Here is a 25,347-nt window from a genome sequence, read left to right on the forward strand (position 1 = left end):
TACTTTTAGGTATGGTACACAAAAGACATATACTTCTAAGTACATACACAATACATGCCTAAAACCGTATATTCTGGAAAAAAAGATTTTTTAGAAAACATGCAGGTAAGAACACTAAATATCGATATAATATCTGAAGAAGATTTAGAACAAAACAATCCTACTCTCAAAAGCATCCTAAAGGTTGAAAAACTCTTCAAAGAGAATACTGAATTTAATTCTAAAAATCAGATTTTAAGAAAATTAGACGGTAGCATGAAGGCACCCGTTCTGAATATTATTTTGAAATATCTAAAAGGATTAGGGAAGATAATTGATAACGAAGATGGTTCTTGGACTTGGATATATGCGGTAGATAATGAAAAATTGAAGAAAAGCTACATAGATGCTGTCAAGTTATAGAATAGTAACGATAAACCAAGCAAAGATTGTAAAGATATTATTCAACCATTGTGTATTTTTATAGAATTCATTATTTCAAGTTGTGACTTCAAAAATCATTGCACTTGATGCAAACATAGAACAAGTGCAGGTCATTGATCATTATGCAGTAAACCAAGCTGAAGTTTTCATTACAGCTACCGGTGAATATTTGATAAAAGAACCTCACTTGGAACAAAACGAGTTTCAAATTTATGAAAAGATAATGGACCATCTCATGAATTCTTTGCCATTTCTTGACAAACTAGAGACTGAGGAAGAACGCATTCACCATCTGGAAAAATACATCTGGCAAGATGCTCAGGAAAAAGGAATTGTAAATCAGGTCTCAAAATTTTATGACCGTCTAAAATATTATATTGTTCGTGAAGTTTTGGGGTATGGCGTTTTCGATGTCTTGATGAATGATGATGACATAGAAGAAATTCTAATTGAAAGACACGATACAGATGTTGGAGTGATACATCGAAAACATTCTGAAATGCACATACTTGATACAAATATTGTCATAGGCAAATCTAGTCTGATGGATTCTTACACTCAAAGACTTGTTCAAAAGACTGGAAAATCTGTTACAGTGGCCAAGCCCATAATGGATGGAACAACTAGAACAAAACACAGAATCATGGTCATATATGGAAAAGAGGTCTCAGGCAACGGCTCAACCGTATCCATAAGAAAATTTCCATCAAAACCCTATACTATCACACATCTGTTACAATTTGGAACCATAAGCAAACTGATGGCGGCATATGTCTGGATGCTAATAGACGCAAAGGCATTTGGCCTTATAATTGGAGAAACTGGCTCTGGAAAGACTACGTTGATAAATTCTCTGATGACTATGGCCAATCCAAGATGGCGAATCATAACAATAGAAGAAACGCCTGAACTTCAGATACCGCAGAAACGTACAGTGTCATTACATACAAGATCAAGCCCACTTGTCAAATCAGATAATGATATTGGAATTATGGAACTAATCAAGGCAACACTAAGAATGAGACCTGACTTTGTCATTGTAGGAGAGGTTCGCGGAAAGGAAGCAAACGAGATGTTCCAGAGTGCTGCAACTGGACATGGGGGGCTAAGCTCTGTTCATGGCTCTGACATAAAATCAGCATTAACAAGACTTGCGGCAGAACCAATCAACATAAAACTTTCACAGCAAATGTTGCTTTGGTTTGCAATCCATTCAACTACACTCAAAGGTACAGATGGAAAAACAATGCGAAGAATAAAGACGCTGACAGAAATTAATCCAACAGATACGGGAATAGAAACAACAGATTTGTTTAGTTTTGATAGGAAGAACAATGACTTTGGTCTCAGCAGTATAGAGGAACTGGTTAAGAAAAGTAAAAGACTACCATACATTGCAGAACTTTTCGGTATTGATCTTGTAACTGACATAGAAAAAAGAATGACATTGCTTGATGCATGCATTGAAAAAAAGGCTTACGAGGTATCAGATGTTTTCAATATCTTGCGTCAATACTATCAATTCTATCCAACAATGAAGAATTAGTTATTTGATTATCATTCCCTTAAAAAGAAATATTCTCTAAATTCTGTGCAAAGAACCAAGACAATACATAACTATGAAGTAAAGCCAACAAATTTCTTTACACTTTCTGATGAAAAGCAACGAACTGTACTATCACATTTTTATTCACTGCTCACTTCAATCCAGGAACCACTTTGTATTACAATGATAAAAGAACCGTTAGATGCACAGATGGGAAACGAAATAAGACATCTCCAAATCTTGAGAACTTTTATGTCAAGTGCAGAGCCCTTGGATTGGGTACTTGAAAGACAGGGTTTTGATTATTTTCTTGCAACAAATATGGTACCATTTTCTGTAAAAAATGAATTTCTAAAACATGTAATACTTGAGAATGGCAAGTTAGCCAAATGCTTTACACTGTATTCTCTCTCTTCCACGCTCTCACCGGCATGGATTCACTCCCTGCTTCCTGTATCTGATGCAATAATGCTCAATTTTGCTCCCATAGAGCAAGACAAGGCAGTTTCAAAATTGAGAAAAAAGATTCACCTCATGCAAGCTACACAAAGCACCAATCCAAAAATGATACATCAAATACAGATGGCACTTGAGGCCGTATCTGCACTTGAAAAAAACAGTACAAAATTGTTCACAGTTACTGCCAATGTGATAGTCCAAGCTGACGATCTAAAATCATTAAAGGAAAAATCAAAAAAATTTGTAAAACAAACCAGGATATCTCTCTCAAGTTTTGACAACACATCTGCAAACCAGGCCAGAATGTTAACTGGATGGGGAAAAAAACTCTACGTCGAGCTTGGCTCTTGTGCAGTTTTTTATCCATTTGTAAGCGCAGACATGTTAGAAGTTCCAAATGGAATTACCATAGGTGTAAACTATAGCACTGGTGCACCTGTCATCTTCAACTATACAATGCGTGCAAACTATAACATACTGATTTTAGCAGGCTCGGGTGCAGGCAAGTCTGTTACTGCCAAACTAATGATGAAGAGACTGATGGACAAATATCCGGATGCGTTCATCTTTGTTGTTGACCCACAGGGCGAGTATGAAAATATTGCCAAATATCTTGATGTGGAACCAATAAGAATCACAGGAGAACAAGAACTTGGCTTTGATCCATTCAAGATGTTTGAAAAACCAAGTGATGCGGTAAACGTTTTGTGTGAGATTGCCCAAGCCCCAACACTTGTTGCAAATTCATTTTTGGCAAAATGTAATGGAATAAAAAGCCTTGATGAGTTTTATGAAAAACTCTCAGATGAAGAGAAAAAATATCTGGTAAATCTTGTTACTGGTCCAATGGCAACTCTGTTCAAGGGCCAGCCTGCAATATCTGATCGTACTATCATATCACTAAAAGGAACCTATGCTGAAGATTCTGTAGCAAAGATTAGCTTTCTTGCATTGGCTAAATTGTGGAAAAAGATAGAGGCCGCACCAGTAGAGATTCCAAAAATACTTGTAATTGATGAAGGACATCTCATATTCCGGTTTGCCAGTGCCTCAAAATTTGTAGATTTGCTTGCACGCATGGGCAGGAAAAAGAATGTAATTTTCATGTTTATTTCACAGCGGGTAGAAGATGTAACAAAGACAGAGGCAGGACGTGCATTCTTTGATAACAGTGAGACGAAAATAATACTACGAAACAACGAGATTGCGGCTGAAGAACTTGGAAGATCATTGCAGTTATCTCCTCAGGAAAAAGACATGATTCAGACATTTGTTCCAGGAGATGCCTTGATCTTGACACGTGATTACAGGATTCGTTGTTCCATTACTCCATCAAAAGAAGAGCTTGACATGTTTGGCACATCGCCATTGAACACAAATGCAGCTTAAGAACAAGTATTACAAATATTTCCAAGAGATGTCTGGTATCATTGGAATCTCAGAAATTGATTTAGCAGAAAAGATTGGAAATCTTCATGTCGGGGACAAATTTGAAACACAAACTCATACTATACGTGTCAAGAAGATATCAGAATCCAATGGGCAAGTGCTTTACCATGTGTGCCTTTATGATGGTACAGGCAAGTTGATTCGAAACGATCCTATATTTCTGAGTCAGCCAAAAAGACAAAAGCACATGTGAGCCTTTAAAACTTGATTTGTTTTGCATGTGTGAAAAGACGTGGTGTACATTCTGCATATGCAATTTCTTTGCTGGTAATCATAGCAGTAGGAATGTCTGGTATTGTCTATAATTATATGAATACATCAAACAGCATACTCTCATCAAATGCAGAATACACAATAAACACGGCAACCCTTTCAGGAATACAGTCTGGAATTTTAACTTGGTATGACATTGTTTTACAAAATACAGGAAACAAACCTTTCATTCAAACAACGATATCTGTGGACATTAACGGTGTAACGTATGATCTTTCACAGAATACAACAAGCATTGGTCCTAGTCAGACATTAGAGCAAAAAGGTATTCTAAACGTCGCAGTTGTTTATGGCAACAGCTATGCTGTAAGAGTAAGCGCAACAACAAGCGATGGTTCTACATTTGTTACTAGCAGACAGATTAATGCAGGATAGGACAAGTTAGAAAATGAAGATAAGACTTTGATCAAGTGCTTTAAATCTGCTATATCTTGTTATCATGATGCAACGAAGAGGAATATCCGAGATATATTCTACAATCATGATGTTTACAGTAGCTCTTGCCATTGCAGGGATTGTAATTGCAGCATCATCTAACCAGTTTAACAATCAACAGCAAAGTGCCTATCAGATGCTGGATTCGTCCCAAAAGAGAATGTCAGAGAGCGTATCATTTGTAACAGGAAGAGACACAGGCACGGGATCAGAGGTAGAATTAGTAAATTTTGGCCTTGCAAATATTAATTTAGACAGGGTCATGGTGGATGCAGTACGACAACAATCCTATACTATGACATTTGTTAATGGTACACAAACCCAATTTTTGCCAGTAAAAGAACCTGTGATAATATCAACTGGTACATCCGGCGCTAAAATGCAGATTGTTACAACATATGGTTCAATCTTTGAATTTCCACTGCAATAATTTTGCTTTTTAAAATCACTTTTCTTAATCTGCGTGAAGAAAATCATTGGTCTGACACTAATTTCATTGATCTTGTTTTCTCCTTCCATGATGCCGACATCTTCTGCAGACATGCTCATTCCTGGCTGCAAAGTTTGGTTGGACATACATACAACTCCATCACAGTACAACGGATTGTCTCGCAGTAATCCTGATGGCACGTTTTATCCTGGTGATGCATTTGATTTTGCAATCACTGTTCACTGGAATTCCTGGTGTTGGTCAATCAAACCAAAATCAATAAACGCAGACGGTCTTCAAATTAGTCAGATTCAAGTTTCACCAATATCATCAGGGGGAGGACAGTCTTTTGGATATACAGAGTCAGGACATGCAGAGATTGGAATTGGTTCAAGTGCTGCAACTTTATCTCAAGTTGTTTTTGGGTATGGTTTAATTTGTAATTTCAATCCACAAACTGGCGGTACATGTTTTAGAGGTAGTACTGCTGGAAGTACTTCATATTCTCCTCCGATAATCTCACCAAAAGTAACAATTGATCTAACAAAACAAAACTTGACCGATACAGATGGTTTTATGATGAGAAATCTAGACGGGACATATTATATCTGGGATGGAATCAATATTGTTTTCAATCCGCAATATCAATGGAAGAATCAAAGGGTTGGTACAATTTCAGCACATACTACCTACTCATCAGACATATATTTACAAAAAGATTTTGAATGTCAAAAAAAATCTTGCAGTGATACACTACTATATTCCAGGGCAAAGCCTTGGACATTTTCATATGAATATGCGCAGGGCCAGACAAATTGGGTCCCAGAAACTAGTTCAGATATCAAAAAACACATTTTCACGTATAAAACAACCGTGTATAATCTTGGAAGATTGATTGGCCAAAGCCAATTTACAAAGACAGATGCGTTGGTTGTAAAATATGATCCCGTATACAATTCAAGTTATGGCTATACGGTGCTAAAAGACGGCCAATGGTGGGGGTTTGGGAACAGGCCTGCTGTGGCTATGCATTATCTTGGGTCCAAAGGTGGTGGACAGGACGACATGGACCCGGGAGTTCATGAATATAGACGAAGCAAGATAAACTCATTTTCTTACACTAGTTATGCATACAAGATCCTAACACCTGTACCGCTAAATGTTACCATGACATGGTCAGAGTCACATTCTGCAAATTTCATCGATGATAATTTTGCATATCAAAGCAATTCGTTACAGTCAGGAAATAATGTAGCCATGTTTGTAAAATCGGGATATGGTGATATAATATTTCAGCATCCCATTTTGTTTACCATATTAAAAACACGTTATGATAATTCCACGATAATCAATACATTACAATCTGTAAACTTTGCAGGACTGGACAAGCTTGATCTTTCAAAATATTATTTTGGATATCCACATACTAGATTTAGTACTGATGTGATTGTAATTGCCTTGCACTCTGATGGTTCCATAAATCACATACCGCTTGATTTGAAGATGATGCCTGATTATTCCGAGAATGCAACATATGAACAGGATTTCATAAGAACCAAAGTCATCCATGACAGAGACAGGATCTTTGCCGGAATTGTACTAAATGACATGTATGGAAAAGACAATTTGGCAACAGGTACTGGAGTGATAAATTTGCGAGCACATCTTACATCGATGGTAATACCAGACGTATCGCAAGTATTTGCACAAAATCCTCTTGATCTTCCTCTCAATTTGGTGTATGAACAACCCTCGCCGTATAATGTTACAATCACTGCAGAAGGAAAACAACTCTCGTTTATAGAACATGGATTTGAGTTTGATACAAATTGGAAATATGTAGTCAACATGGACCAAAACAATATGCTCAACGGTACAAGATACCAGGGAATTGTAACCATCCATCCTGACAATAACTTTGGGCCATACTCTCAGGTTCTAGTAGATGGAAAGATGCAAAACATTACTTGCACAAAGGGATGCACTGTCATGCTATCTGATAGAAACAAAAATTCTACAGTTGATGCATACAACATTTGGGGTGGCAAGGCATCGCAGACTTTTGATATAGACAACTCTACGCCTCAAGATACCTATGATTATAGCAAAATTGCTATCTTGGTACTACTAGTATCATTAGCTGTCATTGGCTATGGATTTGTCAGGCGTTATTGGCGCGGGTTTGCAGCAGCAATAGGTTTTGGAGACAACGACGAAGGCAAATAAATCATGAAAGGTGTAGAGAGGAATTAATATCGTATCCACCATTGTCATCTTTTTTTTATATGAATTGGAACACCACATCTTGCACAACGAACTTTGAGACTGTCACATATTGAACGATTTAGCCTGTCTTGGTCCTCTGGTGATACTTGATGCGGATCACACTGTATAGTAATATCTGTCAGGGATAGATCTTGAGCAGGACTGTGTACAAAGGTAGGTGTTACACCAACACCAAAGTTGATTGTCTGAATGTCTTTTTCTTGTGGAAATGACAAAAAGAATGCAAGTTCTACATCCGATAAGGCAAGACTTTTTGAATGTAATTTTTGAGGTATGAAAGTATACGGATCAATTGATTTGACAGAAAACAATTCTGCAAGTTTTTGTCTGAAAGTCTTTTTTCCATGTATGAATTTGATCTTACGAGATGTAATTCTATAAGCAAAACTGTTGAGAAGAACAGTGTTGATCATATCATCTAATGTCTTGGTTGACTGGACAATATCTGCCCTTGATCTTTCCACCTCCAATTTGAAAGCATCTTTTATTTTTTTGACATTGTCATGATGAATCTTGTTTTGCTTCTCGTATTCATTTTCGAATTGTTCATCGATAAGATCTTTTTTTAGATTAGCGATATGATTTTCAAACAGAATTTTTTCTTGATTTATACTATTTCTTTTTTCTATATCTAACTCTGAGAATTCATGTAGAGTTGTCTCTACTCCAAATATGATAAAACAATTATACAGATTATGCCCATCAAGTTTGCTTTTTGCCCCCACAAGATCTGCCTTTATTTTACTTGAAAATACGACATTTTTCTTTGACATTCTACTCTCAAGTGAGGTCACTTTACCGTGTATTGTGTTTGAGATTTTTTTGGTCTGGTCCTGAACAAAGCAAGCCATCATACACCTAGATGATTCCTGCCAGAATTTAGAATAGACATCACTTTTTACTATTTTGGCAAGATCTACAAGAGGAACCATAAAGTGATTTTTTAACGCAAGATATTTTGTAACCATTTGTTCAAAATGTGGCGGGTCTATACGTTCTACTGTAAGACCATCAATTGTCCCAAAGATATTTCTGTCTTTATTTGTAGTTCGGACTATCAGCCTCATTTCAGACTTGTTCCTGAAAACAAAGAATGCAAATTCAGTAGCATATTGGATTATCTTTAGGACTTGATTTTCTTGATCATCTTTGAATCTCTGTTGAGGCTTGATCTCAAGCCAAATAAACCCATCATCTTGTATTTCTGATGCCATTATGTTTTAGAAAAATATAGAATTTAAAGCAAGATTTTCTGTTTTTAAACAATTATTATTTGAAAAGACATGTTAAAGATTATTTTGGCAGTTGCAGCAATTACGATGGTATCATTTTTCTTTGTTACAGTGCATGCAATAGGATTTGACAACAGCTTGGAACGTTTGGTCATTGAGAAACAAAAGGAGTATCCATCATGGTATGTTGGAAAGGACATTTTGTCGCAGCAAAACTACACATATCACATATGCGATTATTCCATAAAGCCGACTCTGAATTATGCAACTCCGTGTTATCAGGCAGAACTTGACTTTATTGGACTCTTGCAAGAACAGACTGGACAGACTTGGATAGTTCAAGCGATTTTTACACCCGATGATACCGGCAAGCATTGGTTTTCCATTTTGCACATATCTTCAGATTTTGCAACAATTACAACTGACGGTGCTAGCATGAATTATGCCACGTCACTTTCACATACTATATTTTATTTACAAAAATATGCAAACATGCACAAACCGCAATTGCTCAAGATAGGAACATCATGGGGACTAGTAGATGAATATGTATCACCAGTTCCACAGTTCACGGTAAATAGATTTACTACCATACCTATGGGAGATACCACTACATCAGCATACCAAGTTGGGTTTGAAGTAGTACAAGACAATACTTTTTACATAAAAGATAACATTCCATTTCCAATAGAGAGTACGCTTTATGATTCAAAGACTGCAAACACTGATGCGCCAGCTCTCTATCAAGTAAAACTGTTGAGCTTCTCTAATGTGACAAAAAACACTACTGCTTTACAAGCCAGCAGCAACAATTCGGAACCTCAACAGCCCATCATCCCACTTTCAAAGCAATCACAGACGCAGCCATTACCAAATGATACAAACAATGCTTACTCAAACCAGACTATATCAAACACTGAAAACAACTTTACACAAAATACACTGCAAAACAATGCTGGAAATCTGGATCAAAATTATACAAATGAAATTAACTTTACCACAGAAGGTCAGATACTCAAGGCATTCAAGGGACTAGGTGGAAATCTTACTCTAAATTCAACAGGGTAAGACATATTCAAGATAAGGGTAATACAATATTAGTTTCAGGTTTTTGACTTTTTGTATGCATCGAGAAACAGATCAAGAAATATACTGTTTTGCATTCTAGGGCTGGCCTTCTTTACATCCTGTATAGTCTTTAGAAATTTCTGGAAGGTTTCAACTTTTATGGTATGGTCCCTATCCTTTTCGTGGCAACAATTCGAGTTGTATTTGGTAGTTGGTAAATTATTTGTAGAAACTTTGGAAGACTGGGAAAATAACAGAAACTGATTGCAATCTAATTTGACTTCTTTTCATACATGTCAAGCAACATCTCTAGAAAATCACTTGTGTACATCCTTTTGTTCTTCTTTTTTGCCTTGTGGACTATACTAAGAATTCTGTCATAGGTTTCTCTTCGTAGCGTGAGTGTATTGTATTCCCCCCTTGGCAATAATTGAGTTTTTGTACAATCATTGATAAATTGTTGGTAGCAATTTACTAGGAATTCACTCTATAATTTCCCTGTATGTTATAGAATAATAGTGCGAATGTCTTAAATAGGAAAATGTACGGTGTATTGTACGGTGCAATGAATTCTTGCTTGCAAACGAGAACAGAAAAACAATTCCGTATTCCTTTAGAGTAGATAGTGAGATTTACCCTCTGCTTGAAGGAGAGGCAAGGCATAAAGAAATCTCATTAAATATTTTGCTAAACCAAGTGGTAAAAGAGCACATCTTTAGGCAAAAATTCAAAAAGATTGGATGTGTTCTTACTCCAAAAGATGTCTTAAGGGAGGTTTTTGATGATGCCGACAAGAAGACGCTTGTCAAGATTGCAAACAAGCTTGGTTCAAAGCATACCATGGAGTACATGCAACTATTCTATCATGATGTTACCAAGATCACTGCGATAGAGTTTCTGGAAATGTGGTTCAAGAGATTTTCAGAATCGGAACACAAGACACGTGGTTTGATACACTCTTTTTCTGTACATCATGATATTAGCGAAAAATATTCTGCCTTTGAGTGCGAGTTTGTAAGGTCATTTGCGGAATCTATATTGCATGAACCAGTAAAGATTGAATCAACTGCAAGAACAATTACCTTTTCTTTTGCGATCAATTCATGATATCATGATGAGCTACTCTGAGCTAGAATAAGCTATGATGAGCTATTTTGAGCTAAAATAATCCTAGCATCTTATTAATGATATTTGTACAGTACCGTACATGCTTTACCATAACCGCGATATGCCGTGTGAAACACACGGCATGGTCAATCGATCGTGCGGTATGAAGATTAGGCTACTTTATACACACAAAAAGCAAAAGGAGAAATTGATAAAATGAAAATAGAACATAATACATCACATGGACAAACAGGAACAAAATTAAAAAAAACCAATGCGCGATATATGGTAGTAGTGTCAGTATTATCAATAGTAATGGTAATGTCTAATGTAGCATATGCCTCACCTATGAAATTTCATGCACATCCAGAACTTCCATCTTATGCCCTTACACAACAAGAAAAAATAGATGAACAAACTGATCTTCATCCTGATTGGCTAGGTATGCTTTCATGGAACTCAACAGGTGCAAAAATAGATTATCTAGGACCAGCAAGTTCGAATCCATTTAAAATAGATCGTTCACATTGGCATCACTCACCTCCAATTAGTAATATGACAAAATCAAATATGTCGTTGTACAATACAAAAAGTACAATTTCACCATTGACTATAACCAAGCCAATAAATGTCTATGATTCAATATATTGGCATTATTATCTTGGTGGTAATTCGATCTATAAAATAGATGAGTCATATTCTGCATTAGCTTCAACTACATCTGGTACTGACTTGTATCACTGGTTAGATGCAAAAAATTCCAACACAAACTATTGGTTACAAACTGGTGCTGTCTATGACAAGGCTGATTTCTTTGGTTCATCACCACAATGGTATGTTGATTTTGATCAATGGTCAACCACAGGTTCATGCTCTGAAGTTTCTGGATTCCCATTCCAATCAACACACGCCTTCACTACGAATCAGGCTCTTGATGGCTACATTAGAGCAGATTCCTCCACTGCAGGTAAATATTACATGGGCGTATTACAGAGCGGCTCTGGGGCATCAACTACCTTTACCATATCTGGAGATACGGGACATAGCATAGATGTTGGCTTTACCTCGAGTTGTAGTAAAGATTTTCCAAGTGGTTCACAAGTTGAAGAGGAATCGAATAGTGGTAACACATTCTACTATGGAACAATGACTTATGACTACACCTTCTATGATACATCAACAAGTAGTTCAAACACCTATGTCTATTCATACAATGGCAAAGGTGGATCTGGTGGTAATGTTACTCCATCTTCAACACCTGGAAGTTCTGCATCAATGACATATGCCTGTTATTACAATGCACCGTATTGTCCATAGGCATAAACCTCTTTATTTTTTTTAAATAATATTATCTACATGATATGTGCAAATATTTTAAACGAGAATAAATTAACCTTCATTAATCCAATCGTTTTATTATTAATCTAGTCTGATATGAAAAAATTAGATATTGTAGGAAAATCGCTTATAGTAGTTGGTGGATTTATAATAATAATATTTGCTGTCTATTATCTACAGGGTCTCCAAATAATGGATGACGAAAAGAAAGGAACGTATTGTACAAAACCTGGTCAAAATTGCCCCTTACCTTCTATGTCTATATTTGTATTTAATCTACAAATAGGTGTTCTTGTAACATGTGTGGGAATCGGTTTCATAGTGACTTCAAAATATTACAAGTTTTAATTTTTATCATAACTATTGATGCTGAAAACTTACATCTTTCCAGTTTTAATGAAGGGAACTAAACTAGATGAACAAAATCCCTCAAGGGAACAAAAATTGTACTCATATTTTGACTAGATTATAATTGCCTGTAATTATTAGAATTGTTTTCTGATCTACACGACACAGTAGGAGAATATACCAATTCAAGAAATTATTTTTTGTATTGATTTATTTTTTGCGCTACCTCAGCCGCATTTTTGATATTAAATTTCATATCATATGTGGCTACTCCCTCAGTCCAGGAAATCACAAGGCTGTCTTTTTTTACTGCATTTGAAAGTATTTCACCATACGAAAGTTCTAGACACAATCCGCTGCCAGATACTTCTACTGCAATTCCGGTGTCAAGTAGGTATAGTGTTCCAAGACCCATCTTGCTCTGTACTTTTATCTTGTCAAGAATTTGTTGCCCTTTTGCAAGACCTATCATACAATCATGGAATAACGAAAAATAAAAGGAGGTATTAAACTGCTTAAATGGTATTACAAATTAATGCTTATGATACCAATAGCAATAGCTATCATGCTCATTGTCATAGTTGGAATGGGTTTGATAATGCAGCAACAAAGCCAAAGTGTGGCAGTTACACAAAAAGAAAATACTATCAATGCTATTCATAACACCAAGGAAAAAGAAACTATCCAGGCAACACATTCTGGAAGTTCATTTAGTTTCAAAAATCCAGAAAATGTACCGGTGCATATAAAGTATTTTAGAATTGTAGACGATCAGGGAAATTTGATTTCAAGAATTCCATATGACAAGCAGATACCTGCATTTACAAACTCAAGCATTAACCTTAACGGAGTAATACCGTCACAATACCTGAAATAATGCTGGTTGTCAACTGTTTAAAAATTAGATAATTATTTTAAATAATGCAAAGAATAGCATTACTTTCTTTAGGATTATTACTGACAGCATTTGTGTTTAACAGTGCATATGCCACACAGATTCTAATCGTCACTGACAATGGCAATGTATTTCCAATCGCAAATACATCAAGTTCTTCTGCTACAGGAGCCGGTAATGGTAACGGTAATGGAACAGGTAATGGAGTCATAGCACAGATTGTTACTACAAATCCAAAAGGTTTGGTAATTGCAGGAATAGACAGTGCTACTGGAAATTCAAGTTCGCTTAGACCCTACAACAAAGTTAACACTGGAACATTTGCGGCAGGATTTCAGACAAGTGATTCTGTTCAGAAAATGTACATTCCACAGATAAATGCGCCATATGTATACAGTAATGGAGTATTACAAAGTAGCAGCACGCCGCTGCCAAACATATTGTCTCCTAGTTCAACTACTATACTTTCAGGTTCACCAAGCAGTACAACTTCATCAAGTGGGATTGGCATTAGTGGCCCAGGCACTCTTGGAATTTTACTCAATAGTGGATTAGGCTCTACTGTTGTAACAGGATCAGGTATTACTGGTGGTGGCTCTGCATTTTTTGGAACTTTGATAGATCATACAATATCCCCCACTGCTTATGATGGAGGTACTCATGGGTATACAATTTTTTCATCAAACATTGGAACAACCAGTGGAGGATATACTGTAACAACTCCTGTCAACAAATATGTAAGTTCAGCAAACAATGCCTATGCGACATATACTTGGGGCTGGTCAGCTTGCAATATGAGTGCATACACAGCTTGGTCTTGGTCTTGTGGTTATGATTCTGGAACAGGTGTTGCAACAGTAAATGGATACGTATCAGGAAGTTACTACTATGTAACTTCTGTAACTTATAGTACAACTGATCAGTATGCTGCAAATTATTATTCACACACTAGTTCTTCGTCATGTAGTGCGAAAGGAGGGTGTTCATATTTTCAGAGTGGTAGTTCGTTTGTGCCGTATATCACACTCTATGATAAATCACCATTTGTTCCGTTAACACAAACATACACAAGTGATTTTCAATCGCAAGTAAATTTCAATCCCTCATACTCGTACTGGTTGATTGTAACACCAACATCTGGGGGGACAACAATTGGTGCAACCAACTATGATCCTAGCACACAGATGTTTTTCAAAGTGACTAACTTGCCAGCTAACATACCGTTTCAGATATTACAAAACGGAGTAGTTGGTGTACAAGGTGTAACAAGCTCAAGTGGTACAATATCTTTGTCAGCCTCCCAAATAGCGGCAGGAGGTCAATCATCCATTAGTGGTGAATTGGACATTTATCCAAACTCTCCAGCATATGTCGGAACCATAGGTACGGCAGTTTATGATACAGTGAATAATCAAATGTTCAACATACCTGCAGCATCTCAGCAGATCTATACTTCATTTGCTTATGTTCAAATTCCAATGGCTGCTAAAACAAATATACAAAACGTGGTAGACAATGCAACTTCGTTAATCAGCATACCATACTTGTCCAAGACATACAATGCAGGTTCATCTATGATGGTGCCAATCATTCCAGGACTAAAATCAATTTCATTTAGCCTCAATGGTACACAAACAGTGTTGAAAATGTCCTCCATTCCAAGCAATTTAGGAATATCAATTGTCACATCAGGTACAAACAGCAATTCGGGATATGATACCAATGGAGCATCATTACAAATTAGTGCAGACACAGGAGGTGAAGCATCAGCTATTGCTCCAAAAGACGGAACAATGTATGCGTTAGTAAATGCTCAAGTATCTGCAGACACATCATACACCACAAGTGCAACTTACAACTATCAACAGACGGCAACACAATACATCTACGAGGTGTACAATCCATCAATTGGTTGGTATGTAAAAGCACCATGCCCACAAGATCAATTTCAAGCCAGTGGGTGTACGGACCATTTATCATATGCATCATCGTCAGCTCATGCCGGACCACTTAGCGTATATGTAGATATTTACGTAAACGGCGTATTTTCTAATTCACAGATTATTTACTATAATCCAAATCCAATAATTCAGCAGACATCATCTGTAAACAGTTGGTCATTCTCAGGTTCAAATGCAATGGCAATGCATTATCCTACTTCACAAGCTTCTGGAATAGTACAGATACCAGTACATGCGGGAGATTTGGTTGAATTTTACATGCGTGCACATGTGGATGCATATGGAGATCCAATATCAGTGCCAACAGGATACTATGGAGTATTTACTACTACAAATCAAGTATGCACTGGAAGTGCCACGATAAATCTTAACAGTGGCTCCATCCTGACAGGCATTAGTTAACGATAAAAAATTCGTCTTAAATTATGCATAATTTTTGGTTTTATGCGAACTGTGCTTTTTTTATTTTTTATTGGCATTATGATATCCCCACTTCAAGTGTTTGGGCAGCTTGACTCGATCCTAAATGATACCAATTCCAATTTATCATCACAACAAGATGCGAGCAGTTTTACTATATGGATTCCAAGCAAAATGATCAGTGGCCAGGATTATGAAGGAATGGTACTTTTAGACAAGCCAGCAAACCAGCCAAGTATTTTTTACTTGTCTTCAAGTGATAAATCGACATTACAGATACCGCTTTCAATAACAGTGCCTCAGTCAGAAAATCATGGAATATTTGCAATCAAGACACTCAAAGATGGAAATGCTACGGTATTTGGTGCATTAAATGGGAACTTGGCTCAAAGTGCAACCATGGTTTACACTTCAAATTCACAACCATCTCAATTACAAATGATAATTCCAACATCTACCACCAAAGCACAAGATATGCAATCATATGTTTTTTCAGAAGACAAATTTGGATTGCCAGTACCAGTTGATGCAGATACCGAAATAACTGTAACAACATCGTCCATGATAACCGCGCCGCAAACTGTAATCATACCAAAGGGACAGTATTATACCACATTACCATTATTTACAAAAGGCAGTGGTATTATTTCGGCATCATCAGATAGCTTGGGTGTTGCAACTGCAAATGTTACAAAAATTAGTGACAATATAACAATCAAGCTAGCTATAGCTCCCGATACAGCATTGCCAAATTCACTTTCATATTATTATATATGGTTAGAAAAAAATGGATTACCATTCAAGCCCCCATACACAATTCATGCAACACTTACATCAAGTGATACAAATGTTGCAAGGTTTGGAAATAATTACGATGTCACACATTTTAACGACATACTTTATTCTACTACAATACGGGACGGAATTGCAAAAGGTTTTGTCTATACACGAAATGTTGGGAGCACGGTAATTTCCGCAAGCGTAGATGGGTTTGGTGCAGCAAGTGCTAACCTAATAGTTGGACCATCAACGAACAATCAGGTAACAGGACAAAACATCACAAGTTATTGCAGTGTATTTGCACCATGCAAACCAAACATGGTGAAAATTTGGACATATCCAACTACATTTGATGACTCTGGATATGGCATAGTTGGACTATATCGTCAGATAAACCAATCAGGTACCAGTACAATCATTCCACTCGTTGCAGACAGCAGCACGGTCCAGTTGTCATCAAATGGACCTGATACAAATTATGACAAACAAATCAGCATGATACCCACTCGCATACCTGGAAGTAACGAGGAAACAGGGGTCGCACAAGCTGTAGAATTTGTCATTCAAGGGGGTGGAACCGGAAACTTTACCATGACTGCATCAGGCCCGGGAGAGATACCAGGAGTTGCAAATTTCGCTGTCCTGCCTAGATATGATGACTCGTACAGCATCAAGATAACTCCGCTTCCAATCAATGCAGGAATCAATCAAGATCTTGGCATAATGTACATCGCAGACAGTACAGGTACAATGGTGGAACCGTCAAATATTTTTGCGGAACCACCAAAAGTAGACATCAAAAGTACAATCCAAAATATGCCAAAGACACTAGATTTTACATCAACCAACATGATACTCAGTGGGACAATCACTAAAAAATCAGAACTAGTAGCTTCAATTCAAGGAATTCCATCTTCAGCAATTTCAATTGTTCCTCTTGATGTTGCAACAAACATAGAGTTTGAATTGCCTCCAAAAGTACACGTTGGAGAAAAATTCCCATATGTAGCATACAAAACAGATGCATTTGGCATACCGTTAGAAAGAATTGTACCAAGTGATGTATCCACAATAACCGGAGTAAACTTTGATCCTTCTGGTAGATACATGTCAGTAAATCAGGAAGGAATGGTAACAGTAGCAGTACTCTCTGACGATGGTGCAATCAAGCAGTCAATCAATTCATTTTACAATGACATGAATGTAAACACTGATGCAAACTCGACAATCTTCAAAGTAGGAAAGGACAATATTTTCAATATAAAATCAGATATTAGTAATGTGATATACGAAGTGCAATCAATTTTTCCTGTTATCAAAAAAGGAGACGGGGAATATTCCATTACACCGTCAAGAGAACAGAATTTTGATGTGACTGTATTTGCACACAAGGATGGATTCAGACCAATATCGGAAACATTGCATCTTGTTTCAAAGAAAATAATTGACATAACAATGATTGCAAAAGGAAATGATGGAACACAATTACACATCAGTCCAAAGTTTACTGTCAACAATTACTCCATTGCACAAAACACGCCATTTACTACAACCGTAAATGCTGGCAATACAGACATGGAATTGCCGCCAAAAGTGATTTTACAAAACAAAAACTATGTGTTGGATAGGATAGATATTGGTGACCAGAGTTATACAGAAAATAAAGTACAAACATACCTAGAAGATGACTCGAACATAACTGCAACATATGACTTGGTCCTAAGCGTAAATGCAACAGACGCGATAGGCGGAGGATTTTACTCGTATGGAAGTACTGTTACGCTAGATGCTCCGGAGAAATGGCAAGCCTCATTCCTTGTAAGACAGGTCTTTGATCACTGGGAAGGCAGCAATCTGCCATTTGATTCCAAGGCAAACAATGTCAGTTTTACAGCAAAAGACAACGTATTTGCAACTGCAATCTACAGGCCTGATTACACATATCTGATGCTAGTAATAGCTGGGCCAATCACAGGAATATTTGCAATGAAAAAACGCAGTACCATCTCTTGGTATGCAAGAGAGATAACTGATACACTGGAAAAATTAATTCCTAAATTATCCGTGAAGAAAAAATCAGAACTTTGAATCTGAAAATGTATCTTGGAGACATCAAATTCTATAGGTCTCACACCTAGAAAGAATGTTAAACTGAAAATAAAAAGCAGTTAGTTAATGGTGAATGAAAAATGATCTGAAATTTTTATGAGATAGTAACTGTGTCTTACATATCTTACACTTTTGGATGCAACATATGAGAGTAATTACTACTGGAATGAGTATTTTTGGAAAATAATTCTGTGAGAATAGAAAATAGATTCTAATAAAATATGCCGTGCGCAGCTCTACAAGCTTGATCTGTACAATTCGGAGGAATAACTGTTGCCGGTGTATCTGTTTTTACACTTATCACCTTTGAAACCTGCGGATCTACTGTGACATGAACTTCTCCTGCAAATGGAGATGTTGAATTTGACAACTCAAAGGTTGCAACAATATCATTCAACACAGCTGTACATGTAGAAGAGCTAGCATTCCAATTGTAATTTGTAGACAGCCACTTCACTTGATACTTTTGGTGTAGTGATTTGATATCTGTAGAATTATTAAAGATGAATCCAACTGTTTTCTTTTCTAAATCCAAAGTTGCGATCTGACTTTCTTGTTGACTGATCTGAGTTGAGCAAGTACTTGTAGCAGATGAAGAGGCATGTGAATAAGAAAGAGTGATTGGCAATAATATCAATGCAGACAAACTGATAACAAACAATACAAGTCTCATTTTACATTCTATCGTTATATTTTTTATATAATACTTTGGTATATTTTTGATGATACATTATTCTGTAAAAATTTTCTGAAATTGTTTTTAGAACAATCTAACAGAATTTTTCTACGCGTCTCTTATATTGTAAAACAATACTATGTCACTAGTTGCAAACAATGTATTTGATTGTGTGTTGCATGGCAGTAATTTCTTTGATGTTTATGCCGGACATTAATATGCAGAAAGCTAGTGCACTTGGTGCAAATGATACAGGCATACCAGTGCATATCGCACCACCTCCTGTACCACCAATACCATCTATATCTGATAATCAAACCATGATTTCTGCTGCGATGAATGTGCCTGAAATTAAGGCATGGTCTGACAAATGGCAATATGCCGGCATGGATTTTAATGGAACAGGAAACCCCGTGGTGTGGCAACATGCAATAGTTCTGTTATATTCTCCTCCTGATGCAAATACGCCACTAAAGTGCGCTAACGGCTGGACTGCCCGAGTGCAAGTTGATCTAATTACAAAGAAAGCATTGCATGCATGGTATCCAGATATGCAATCTCCATGTACTGGTTATGCGGAATTAAAGAAGACGGACTCTTCAGATGGACTAGGACATGTCACTACACACAACAACGCTGCATCATTGACTCCGTCTACACATATTGGTGACTCTGAAGCTACTGAACAGGATGTAACAAGCGGGCAATGGTATGGAAATGAAGCATTCTTTCCAACTCCATCCTATTCCTCAAACATATTCAAAGACATGAATGCGTTAGTGGGATTTACACTCAATGATAATTTCAACACTGCTAATGGTTTTACTCAAGCTGGTTGGATAATGACTGAAATTCCTGGCTGTGGAGGCTGCAACCTGTCAGCAGGAACTACCGCTTTGGCATACGTTGATGAATCAATATCGGGAGCAGGTGATGCTGCATATAATATTGGATATACGTGGGTTAATGGACAAAACGTAATTGCAGAGGTCATATGTAACACTGGTACTTCTAAATATGACATTGACATAACTTATGGAAGCACTTACGCACACCACACAAACATCTCGTGCTCAACTTATCAAACTAATGACAGGGATAACAACTCTATTTGGTTTGAAAATCAAAATACGATACAATCATCTCTTTGGTCTGGCGACATAACAAGCAGTATTTCCGCATCGCATGCATACAAATTTGATTATCAAGCTATAAACGCCTATTCTTGGAGTTCTTCAAATGATTATGATCGTACTGCAGGTGTTGATCAAACTTCTTCTGTAATGACCGGAAATGTAGCAAGTTTTGGTACTGCTACATGGTCAAGCCTTTCAAATGTTCCATTGTTTACAGACCCTAACACAATCTATGTTTCATCTCAAGATACAAGCTTCAATCCACATCAGGGAATGGGCGTGGCACTTTCACCAGGTGGTTCAAGTTCAACTCCTGCATTGTTTGAGGGTCTTACTTCTGGGCAAGGTTATAATGTAACACCTCAAGATTATGGGGGATATTATTTTGATTATTGGAGATACAGTGGTGACTCTGTAGTTCCAAAATCTGTAACTGCTGGTGGTACTATACAGACACTTGTTCCAATTTATTCTACAACTGCTGTTCAGATAAACGCACAAGACCAGAATGGTAATCCCTTGAGTCTTTACACTACATTATACAATGCAGCCGGTAATCCAATAAGAACTGGGTTTACACCTATTACATTTGGGTTGAATTATGGACAGACCTATAGTGTTACAGTAGCAGACTATAATCCGTATTATTTCAATTACTGGGATGATGATCATACCAATCAGGTAAGGCAAAGATCATTTGCAGTATACGGCGGTCTGCAGACATATACTGTAGATTTTAGCACTACCTCTGTACATATCGCTTCTACTGATACCTCTGGTAATGTCATAACCGGCCTCTATGCTCCTTTGTCAGAGAATGGTCAAGTAGTAAAACAGGGATGGACACCGGCAGATTATGGACTGGACAGCGGAGCTACTTATACAGTTAATCCTAATGATTATGGTTCAAACTACTTTAATCACTGGCATGACAGTTATGATGCTTGGGATGGATCTAGGACAAGATCACTGACACTGACAGGACCACAAAATCCTACATTTACTGCAATTTATTATTCTAGTCCAGCACAAGGCTTTATGGTAACAGCAACAGATTGGAATAATAATCCATTAACCGGATTTTATGTTCCAATATCACCATGTGGAGGTGATAACCAATGTTCTGCATTTACTCCTGGATGGTTTACGTATCTGTATGGTTCAAGTTACACCGTGACACCTAATGATTATGGTAACTATGTTTTTGATCATTGGCAGGATACTGGAAGCACAATCAGAGCTCGTTCAATTGCTCCCTCAACAAGCCTACCATCATACAATTCTGTTTTCAAGTCCATAATATCTTGGCAGAATCCTGGTTATGATTACCAAGTGACAACTGATACATCTGATCAAAGCGAATCTGCTATATCTTCCAAAGCTGATGCATCTTCACTTGTAGTTGGAAATAATGATCTAAACGGTAATAATTGTGATATATTTCAGAGTACAAATGGAGGTACAGGTTGGAACTCAAAGGGAGTATTAACAAAAGTGAATCCTTCTGATGCATTTAGTGATCCATCTATAGCATTAGATTATTCCGGGAAGTTTTATTACACCTGTATAGAATTCAATCCTAGTAACAGTACTGGTCTTTATGTTGTTATGCAACAATCTACTGACGGTGGAAACACATGGCCTAATTCCTATACGGTAGTGGGGCATCACTCTGATTCTGTTGACAAGCCATGGCTTGCATCTGATAGTAATAGCGGCTCATCATACAAGAATAATGTCTATGGTTGCTGGACAGACTTTTATTCAAACGGCACTTCAAAAATATTCTTCAAAAGATATGTCGATTATCCGTCCTCTACGATACCATATGATTCAGATACTAATAAAATACAATTAGATTCTGGTGCTGTTCAGGGGTGCTCAATTGCCATAGGTCCAGGAGGTCAAGTATATGTTACTTGGGAAAATGGTGGAATAGGTAGCAGCGGTACAATATTTTTGAAAAGAAATCTATCTGGTGGAGATCCTACAAAATGGGATGGACCATATACTGTTGGCACATACGATCCTGTTCCTCCACCTGAATGTCAAAGAGGTGGTAGTTATTTTGAATGTATAAATGGAATTAATGGAGCCAATTCGCCTTTTACAGTACTTCATTATCCCAGCATAGCCACTGATTCAAGCGGTGCAGTTCATGTTACATGGATGACGTATCACACAGGAACTCTAACTGATATAATGTACACTAATTCAAATTCCTGCGCTAGTGGTACTTGTCAATTTGGTACTCCTATACAAATTAACTTAGATACTGGTGCAGCAGATCAATGGGAACCTGCTATTACTGTATCTAATAGCGGAAATGTTGTGCATGTTACAGCTTATGATAGACGAGATGATTCGAACAACGAGTTCTATAGACCTTATGATTATTACTGTAGTTACGGATCTCTAATTAACTGCATGAGTCAATCCCAATGGCTTAATGTGCAAAGTAGTAGTGCTGGCAGTTCCAATCTTGATTTAACTTCAGATCTTGATGATTATCATTCAATAACAACATCCAATGTTAAACAAGCATACACTGTGTGGACAGATTCCCGAGATATTAGCACTAACTCAAACTACAATATTTATTCGGAGCTGACAACTAGATGACTTTACAAATATGTTGTGAGGAGATTGAGTTTTTTGCTTAGAAACCAGAAAATAACTTTAATCGTTTTAATTGCAGTAGCGGCAATTACATTAACTTCTCTACCTTTGATATATGAAAATACTGCTATTGCTAGTACAACAGTACATTTGGCAATTAAAGAAATACCTTCAGTTGCACAAGGAACAACATTTGTATCTATAACAGATCAACAATTATCTAATATTCCTTCATTTTCAAACGCGATAAAAGAAGCCGACAAGATATTTAACCCAGCTGTATCTAAATGCAATACGCCTTGTCAGGTTCCCGTTAGAGCTCAGACATCTCCTGATTCATATACTGTGAGTGTAGATCCTGTAGAAGCAAAACTAGCACTTTCAATAATGGGATTTCATGACATTTCTCGTCCAGGTCAGTCTGTTGTTGATATTCATGGTACAGTTATAGAATATGGCGGTAAATACTATTCAATTGTAATCATGGGAATCTAAGACTACAAAATTCAGAATTTGAAATTTTTACGAGCTAGTAACTAAATCCTATCTGACTAATCAAACGTAGGTACTGCGAAATACGGTGATTTTGTATGATGTGACAATCAATTATTCTGGTTCATCTCATATTTGGAAAAATTTCTTTAATCTCGTCTTTACTGAACTTGGAAGACTGGTTTAGCACATCTACCATTTCCATATGTTTAGAATTTGAAATATCCTTTTCAAGTCGTAGAAGATAATCATGATAAATGATTTTACCAAGTGTTGTATGATTGTACATGTCATCATATTTTACCAAAAGACCAGCCTTGACGAGTTGATTTAGTCTGCAATAATACTGCTTTTTTGTTAGTCCAATCTCAGAGTGTGTGCCAATATGCGATTTTATGCCATCCTTTGCAAGAGTAAAGATCTTCAGGGCATGTAATTTTGATAAGAGTGATAACAAATCCATTGTTTTTTGTACATCTGTATCATTTTTTGTTGTGATGTATCTATTCATATCACGGCTGGAATGTCCCTTACTTTCCAAGACATTCATACATTCCTTGGGCACCTTAATGAATATTCCTTTCTTTCCTTACTATCAAGGTGATAGTGTAATATCAAAGGAATCAAAGCGTGAGATGCTCGGGATGAGTATGATTACCTACAAGTTTCAGGTTACCATACCAAAAAAGGTCAGAGAGAAACACAAATTCAAGGAAGGAGACACATTGGCATTTGTGGAAGAGCATGGTAGAATTTATCTTGTAAAGAGTACCGAGGTATAATAGATGATCTCACGTCTAGACGGTACTCTAGATTTTATTTTTATTTGTTAAATACTATGGATAATTCCTTTAGTGAATCTTACAAGAACCAAACCCATGCTGAAAATTGGAATAATTCTACACCACTTTTTTAAATCATGTCTGTCCAGTACGTGTAAAATATGAAAACTCTACAACTAGCAATAATTGTAATTGCTTGCATCGTTTCAGTATCTGTGATATGGTATTTCACAAGCTATGATCCTACTCCTGTTACAAAAGAAAATAATTTTGGAATCAATGCACTAGTGATTCACAGTCCGCCGTATATGGGGTGTCCCACAGTAAACTGTCAGCAGCCTAATTATTATCTTAAAATCAATTCAAAATCAAATACATTTCTTTTGGGTTACACTATCTGTGATGGAAATTCATGTGTAAAACAAGACGGATTGGCAATTTCATTATCAGTACTAGATGTTCTACACCCAGACTATCGAAAATTACCATTACCGGATAATTTACCTTGGAAAGATGGAGATTCTGTTAATATTCAAGTAAAAGTGCCAAGCTCGTTCATATTCGACAATGCTTCCACTTTTGATTCCACTCATACTCCAAAAATCTGGGTTGATCTTGGCAAGTCAGAAATAGTGAGGAGTTCATAGAACATGAAAACTCTACATTTTCAGAAACTTTCAGTTAAGGTAGTAACTATCACACTTTTTTCATTTGGAATAATCGGTGCTGTACTAATTGGATACAATTATTTTACAATACCTCATGTCATTTCAAAACAACAATCTATTGTAATTGCTATACGTGCTGATAACTGGACACAGCAAGATCTTGAAAACACAACAGTTGATGCAGAATTGTTACAGGCAAAACTGAGTAACCATATGGCACTTGTAATAAACGAGACCACCTTGACAACTGATCCGTTTCCTAGAATGGCACCTCTACCACCACGTGTGTTTGAAGAGGATCAGATGTTCTGGGATGTAATAATAAAAAAGCACTTGAAAGGAATGGAGTATGAACAATGGCAGTATCTAATAGATGCAAAAAATAGTACTATGCTTGAGAAGATGGATCCATAGA

Annotated in this window: 23 protein-coding genes; 18 read left to right on the forward strand and 5 right to left on the reverse strand. The window is 36.8% G+C overall.

Features of this window, described 5'->3' with window-relative positions; translation table 11 throughout:
• Positions 1 to 54 precede the first annotated feature (54 nt).
• The 7 genes from BQ3481_RS11385 (at position 55) to BQ3481_RS11415 (ending at position 7,241) form a co-directional block, all read left to right on the forward strand.
• The gene (locus BQ3481_RS11385; protein ID WP_157928371.1) at positions 55 to 402 is read left to right on the forward strand and encodes a hypothetical protein; all 348 of its coding nucleotides are present in this window, start codon (positions 55 to 57) and stop codon (positions 400 to 402) included.
• Between the two features lie 82 nt (positions 403 to 484).
• A complete protein-coding gene (locus tag BQ3481_RS11390; protein WP_157928372.1) occupies positions 485 to 1,969 on the forward strand; it encodes a type II/IV secretion system ATPase subunit in 1,485 nt (494 codons plus the stop codon).
• Positions 1,970 to 2,014: 45 nt separating this feature from the next.
• A complete protein-coding gene (locus BQ3481_RS11395) occupies positions 2,015 to 3,817 on the forward strand; it encodes a VirB4 family type IV secretion system protein (RefSeq protein ID WP_157928373.1) in 1,803 nt (600 codons plus the stop codon).
• Positions 3,807 to 4,070 (forward strand): hypothetical protein, encoded by a 264-nt coding sequence (locus BQ3481_RS11400; protein WP_157928374.1) that lies wholly within the window; start codon positions 3,807 to 3,809, stop codon positions 4,068 to 4,070. The genes BQ3481_RS11395 and BQ3481_RS11400 overlap by 11 nt, the downstream gene beginning before the upstream one ends.
• 29 nt (positions 4,071 to 4,099) lie before the next feature.
• The gene (locus BQ3481_RS11405; protein WP_157928375.1) at positions 4,100 to 4,525 is read left to right on the forward strand and encodes a hypothetical protein; all 426 of its coding nucleotides are present in this window, start codon (positions 4,100 to 4,102) and stop codon (positions 4,523 to 4,525) included.
• A gap of 67 nt (positions 4,526 to 4,592) precedes the next feature.
• Entirely contained in the window at positions 4,593 to 5,015 is a 423-nt protein-coding gene (locus tag BQ3481_RS11410; protein WP_162287769.1) for an archaellin/type IV pilin N-terminal domain-containing protein, read from the forward strand.
• 33 nt (positions 5,016 to 5,048) lie between these two features.
• Positions 5,049 to 7,241 (forward strand): hypothetical protein, encoded by a 2,193-nt coding sequence (locus tag BQ3481_RS11415; RefSeq protein WP_157928377.1) that lies wholly within the window; start codon positions 5,049 to 5,051, stop codon positions 7,239 to 7,241.
• Positions 7,242 to 7,285: 44 nt separating this feature from the next.
• Here BQ3481_RS11415 and BQ3481_RS11420 read toward each other — a convergent pair whose 3' ends face one another.
• Positions 7,286 to 8,515, reverse strand: coding sequence for a hypothetical protein (locus tag BQ3481_RS11420; protein WP_157928378.1), 1,230 nt, complete (start codon positions 8,513 to 8,515; stop codon positions 7,286 to 7,288).
• Positions 8,516 to 8,584: 69 nt separating this feature from the next.
• Here BQ3481_RS11420 and BQ3481_RS11425 point away from each other — a divergent pair, with 69 nt between their 5' ends.
• A complete protein-coding gene (locus BQ3481_RS11425; RefSeq protein WP_157928379.1) occupies positions 8,585 to 9,601 on the forward strand; it encodes a hypothetical protein in 1,017 nt (338 codons plus the stop codon).
• 271 nt (positions 9,602 to 9,872) lie between these two features.
• On the opposite strand, the gene BQ3481_RS11430 is transcribed toward BQ3481_RS11425, so the two are convergent.
• Positions 9,873 to 10,028, reverse strand: coding sequence for a hypothetical protein (locus BQ3481_RS11430; RefSeq protein WP_157928380.1), 156 nt, complete (start codon positions 10,026 to 10,028; stop codon positions 9,873 to 9,875).
• Positions 10,029 to 10,174: 146 nt separating this feature from the next.
• On the opposite strand from BQ3481_RS11430, the gene BQ3481_RS11435 reads away from it, so the two are divergent.
• Positions 10,175 to 10,708, forward strand: a complete 534-nt coding sequence (locus tag BQ3481_RS11435; protein WP_157928381.1) for a hypothetical protein — start codon at positions 10,175 to 10,177, stop codon at positions 10,706 to 10,708.
• A 216-nt stretch (positions 10,709 to 10,924) separates the two neighbouring features.
• Positions 10,925 to 12,025 (forward strand): hypothetical protein, encoded by a 1,101-nt coding sequence (locus BQ3481_RS11440; protein ID WP_157928382.1) that lies wholly within the window; start codon positions 10,925 to 10,927, stop codon positions 12,023 to 12,025.
• Positions 12,026 to 12,587: 562 nt separating this feature from the next.
• On the opposite strand, the gene BQ3481_RS11445 is transcribed toward BQ3481_RS11440, so the two are convergent.
• Positions 12,588 to 12,866 carry a hypothetical protein gene (locus BQ3481_RS11445; protein WP_157928383.1) on the reverse strand — a complete coding sequence of 93 codons (279 nt, stop codon included), beginning with the start codon at positions 12,864 to 12,866 and terminating at the stop codon, positions 12,588 to 12,590.
• A gap of 69 nt (positions 12,867 to 12,935) precedes the next feature.
• Between BQ3481_RS11445 and BQ3481_RS11450 the strand changes: the two genes are divergently transcribed.
• The 3 genes from BQ3481_RS11450 to BQ3481_RS11460 are packed head-to-tail and all read left to right on the forward strand — an operon-like array spanning position 12,936 to position 18,538.
• Positions 12,936 to 13,271 carry a hypothetical protein gene (locus BQ3481_RS11450; RefSeq protein WP_157928384.1) on the forward strand — a complete coding sequence of 112 codons (336 nt, stop codon included), beginning with the start codon at positions 12,936 to 12,938 and terminating at the stop codon, positions 13,269 to 13,271.
• Between the two features lie 44 nt (positions 13,272 to 13,315).
• Positions 13,316 to 15,652: a hypothetical protein gene (locus BQ3481_RS11455; protein WP_157928385.1), complete on the forward strand. Its 2,337-nt coding sequence runs from the start codon at positions 13,316 to 13,318 to the stop codon at positions 15,650 to 15,652.
• A 42-nt stretch (positions 15,653 to 15,694) separates the two neighbouring features.
• Positions 15,695 to 18,538: a hypothetical protein gene (locus BQ3481_RS11460; RefSeq protein ID WP_157928386.1), complete on the forward strand. Its 2,844-nt coding sequence runs from the start codon at positions 15,695 to 15,697 to the stop codon at positions 18,536 to 18,538.
• 232 nt (positions 18,539 to 18,770) lie between these two features.
• Here the strand turns inward: BQ3481_RS11460 and BQ3481_RS11465 are convergent, their stop codons facing one another.
• Positions 18,771 to 19,232 (reverse strand): hypothetical protein, encoded by a 462-nt coding sequence (locus BQ3481_RS11465; protein ID WP_157928387.1) that lies wholly within the window; start codon positions 19,230 to 19,232, stop codon positions 18,771 to 18,773.
• 221 nt (positions 19,233 to 19,453) lie between these two features.
• Here BQ3481_RS11465 and BQ3481_RS11470 point away from each other — a divergent pair, with 221 nt between their 5' ends.
• Both BQ3481_RS11470 and BQ3481_RS11475 read left to right on the forward strand, forming a co-directional pair.
• The gene (locus tag BQ3481_RS11470) at positions 19,454 to 22,993 is read left to right on the forward strand and encodes a hypothetical protein (protein ID WP_157928388.1); all 3,540 of its coding nucleotides are present in this window, start codon (positions 19,454 to 19,456) and stop codon (positions 22,991 to 22,993) included.
• A 33-nt stretch (positions 22,994 to 23,026) separates the two neighbouring features.
• Entirely contained in the window at positions 23,027 to 23,485 is a 459-nt protein-coding gene (locus BQ3481_RS11475; RefSeq protein ID WP_157928389.1) for a hypothetical protein, read from the forward strand.
• A gap of 121 nt (positions 23,486 to 23,606) precedes the next feature.
• Here the strand turns inward: BQ3481_RS11475 and BQ3481_RS11480 are convergent, their stop codons facing one another.
• Positions 23,607 to 24,047 (reverse strand): hypothetical protein, encoded by a 441-nt coding sequence (locus tag BQ3481_RS11480; RefSeq protein ID WP_157928390.1) that lies wholly within the window; start codon positions 24,045 to 24,047, stop codon positions 23,607 to 23,609.
• A 4-nt stretch (positions 24,048 to 24,051) separates the two neighbouring features.
• Here BQ3481_RS11480 and BQ3481_RS11485 point away from each other — a divergent pair, with 4 nt between their 5' ends.
• The 3 genes from BQ3481_RS11485 (at position 24,052) to BQ3481_RS11495 (ending at position 25,346) form a co-directional block, all read left to right on the forward strand.
• A complete protein-coding gene (locus BQ3481_RS11485) occupies positions 24,052 to 24,264 on the forward strand; it encodes an AbrB/MazE/SpoVT family DNA-binding domain-containing protein (RefSeq protein WP_157928391.1) in 213 nt (70 codons plus the stop codon).
• 161 nt (positions 24,265 to 24,425) lie between these two features.
• On the forward strand, positions 24,426 to 24,911 hold the full coding sequence (locus tag BQ3481_RS11490) for a hypothetical protein (RefSeq protein ID WP_157928392.1): 486 nt from the start codon (positions 24,426 to 24,428) through the stop codon (positions 24,909 to 24,911).
• Between the two features lie 3 nt (positions 24,912 to 24,914).
• Positions 24,915 to 25,346, forward strand: coding sequence for a hypothetical protein (locus BQ3481_RS11495; protein ID WP_157928393.1), 432 nt, complete (start codon positions 24,915 to 24,917; stop codon positions 25,344 to 25,346).
• The last annotated feature ends 1 nt before the right edge of the window (position 25,347 follow it).

It is taken from the genome of Candidatus Nitrosotalea okcheonensis (assembly GCF_900177045.1).
Classification (GTDB): Archaea; Thermoproteota; Nitrososphaeria; order Nitrososphaerales; family Nitrosopumilaceae; genus Nitrosotalea; species Nitrosotalea okcheonensis.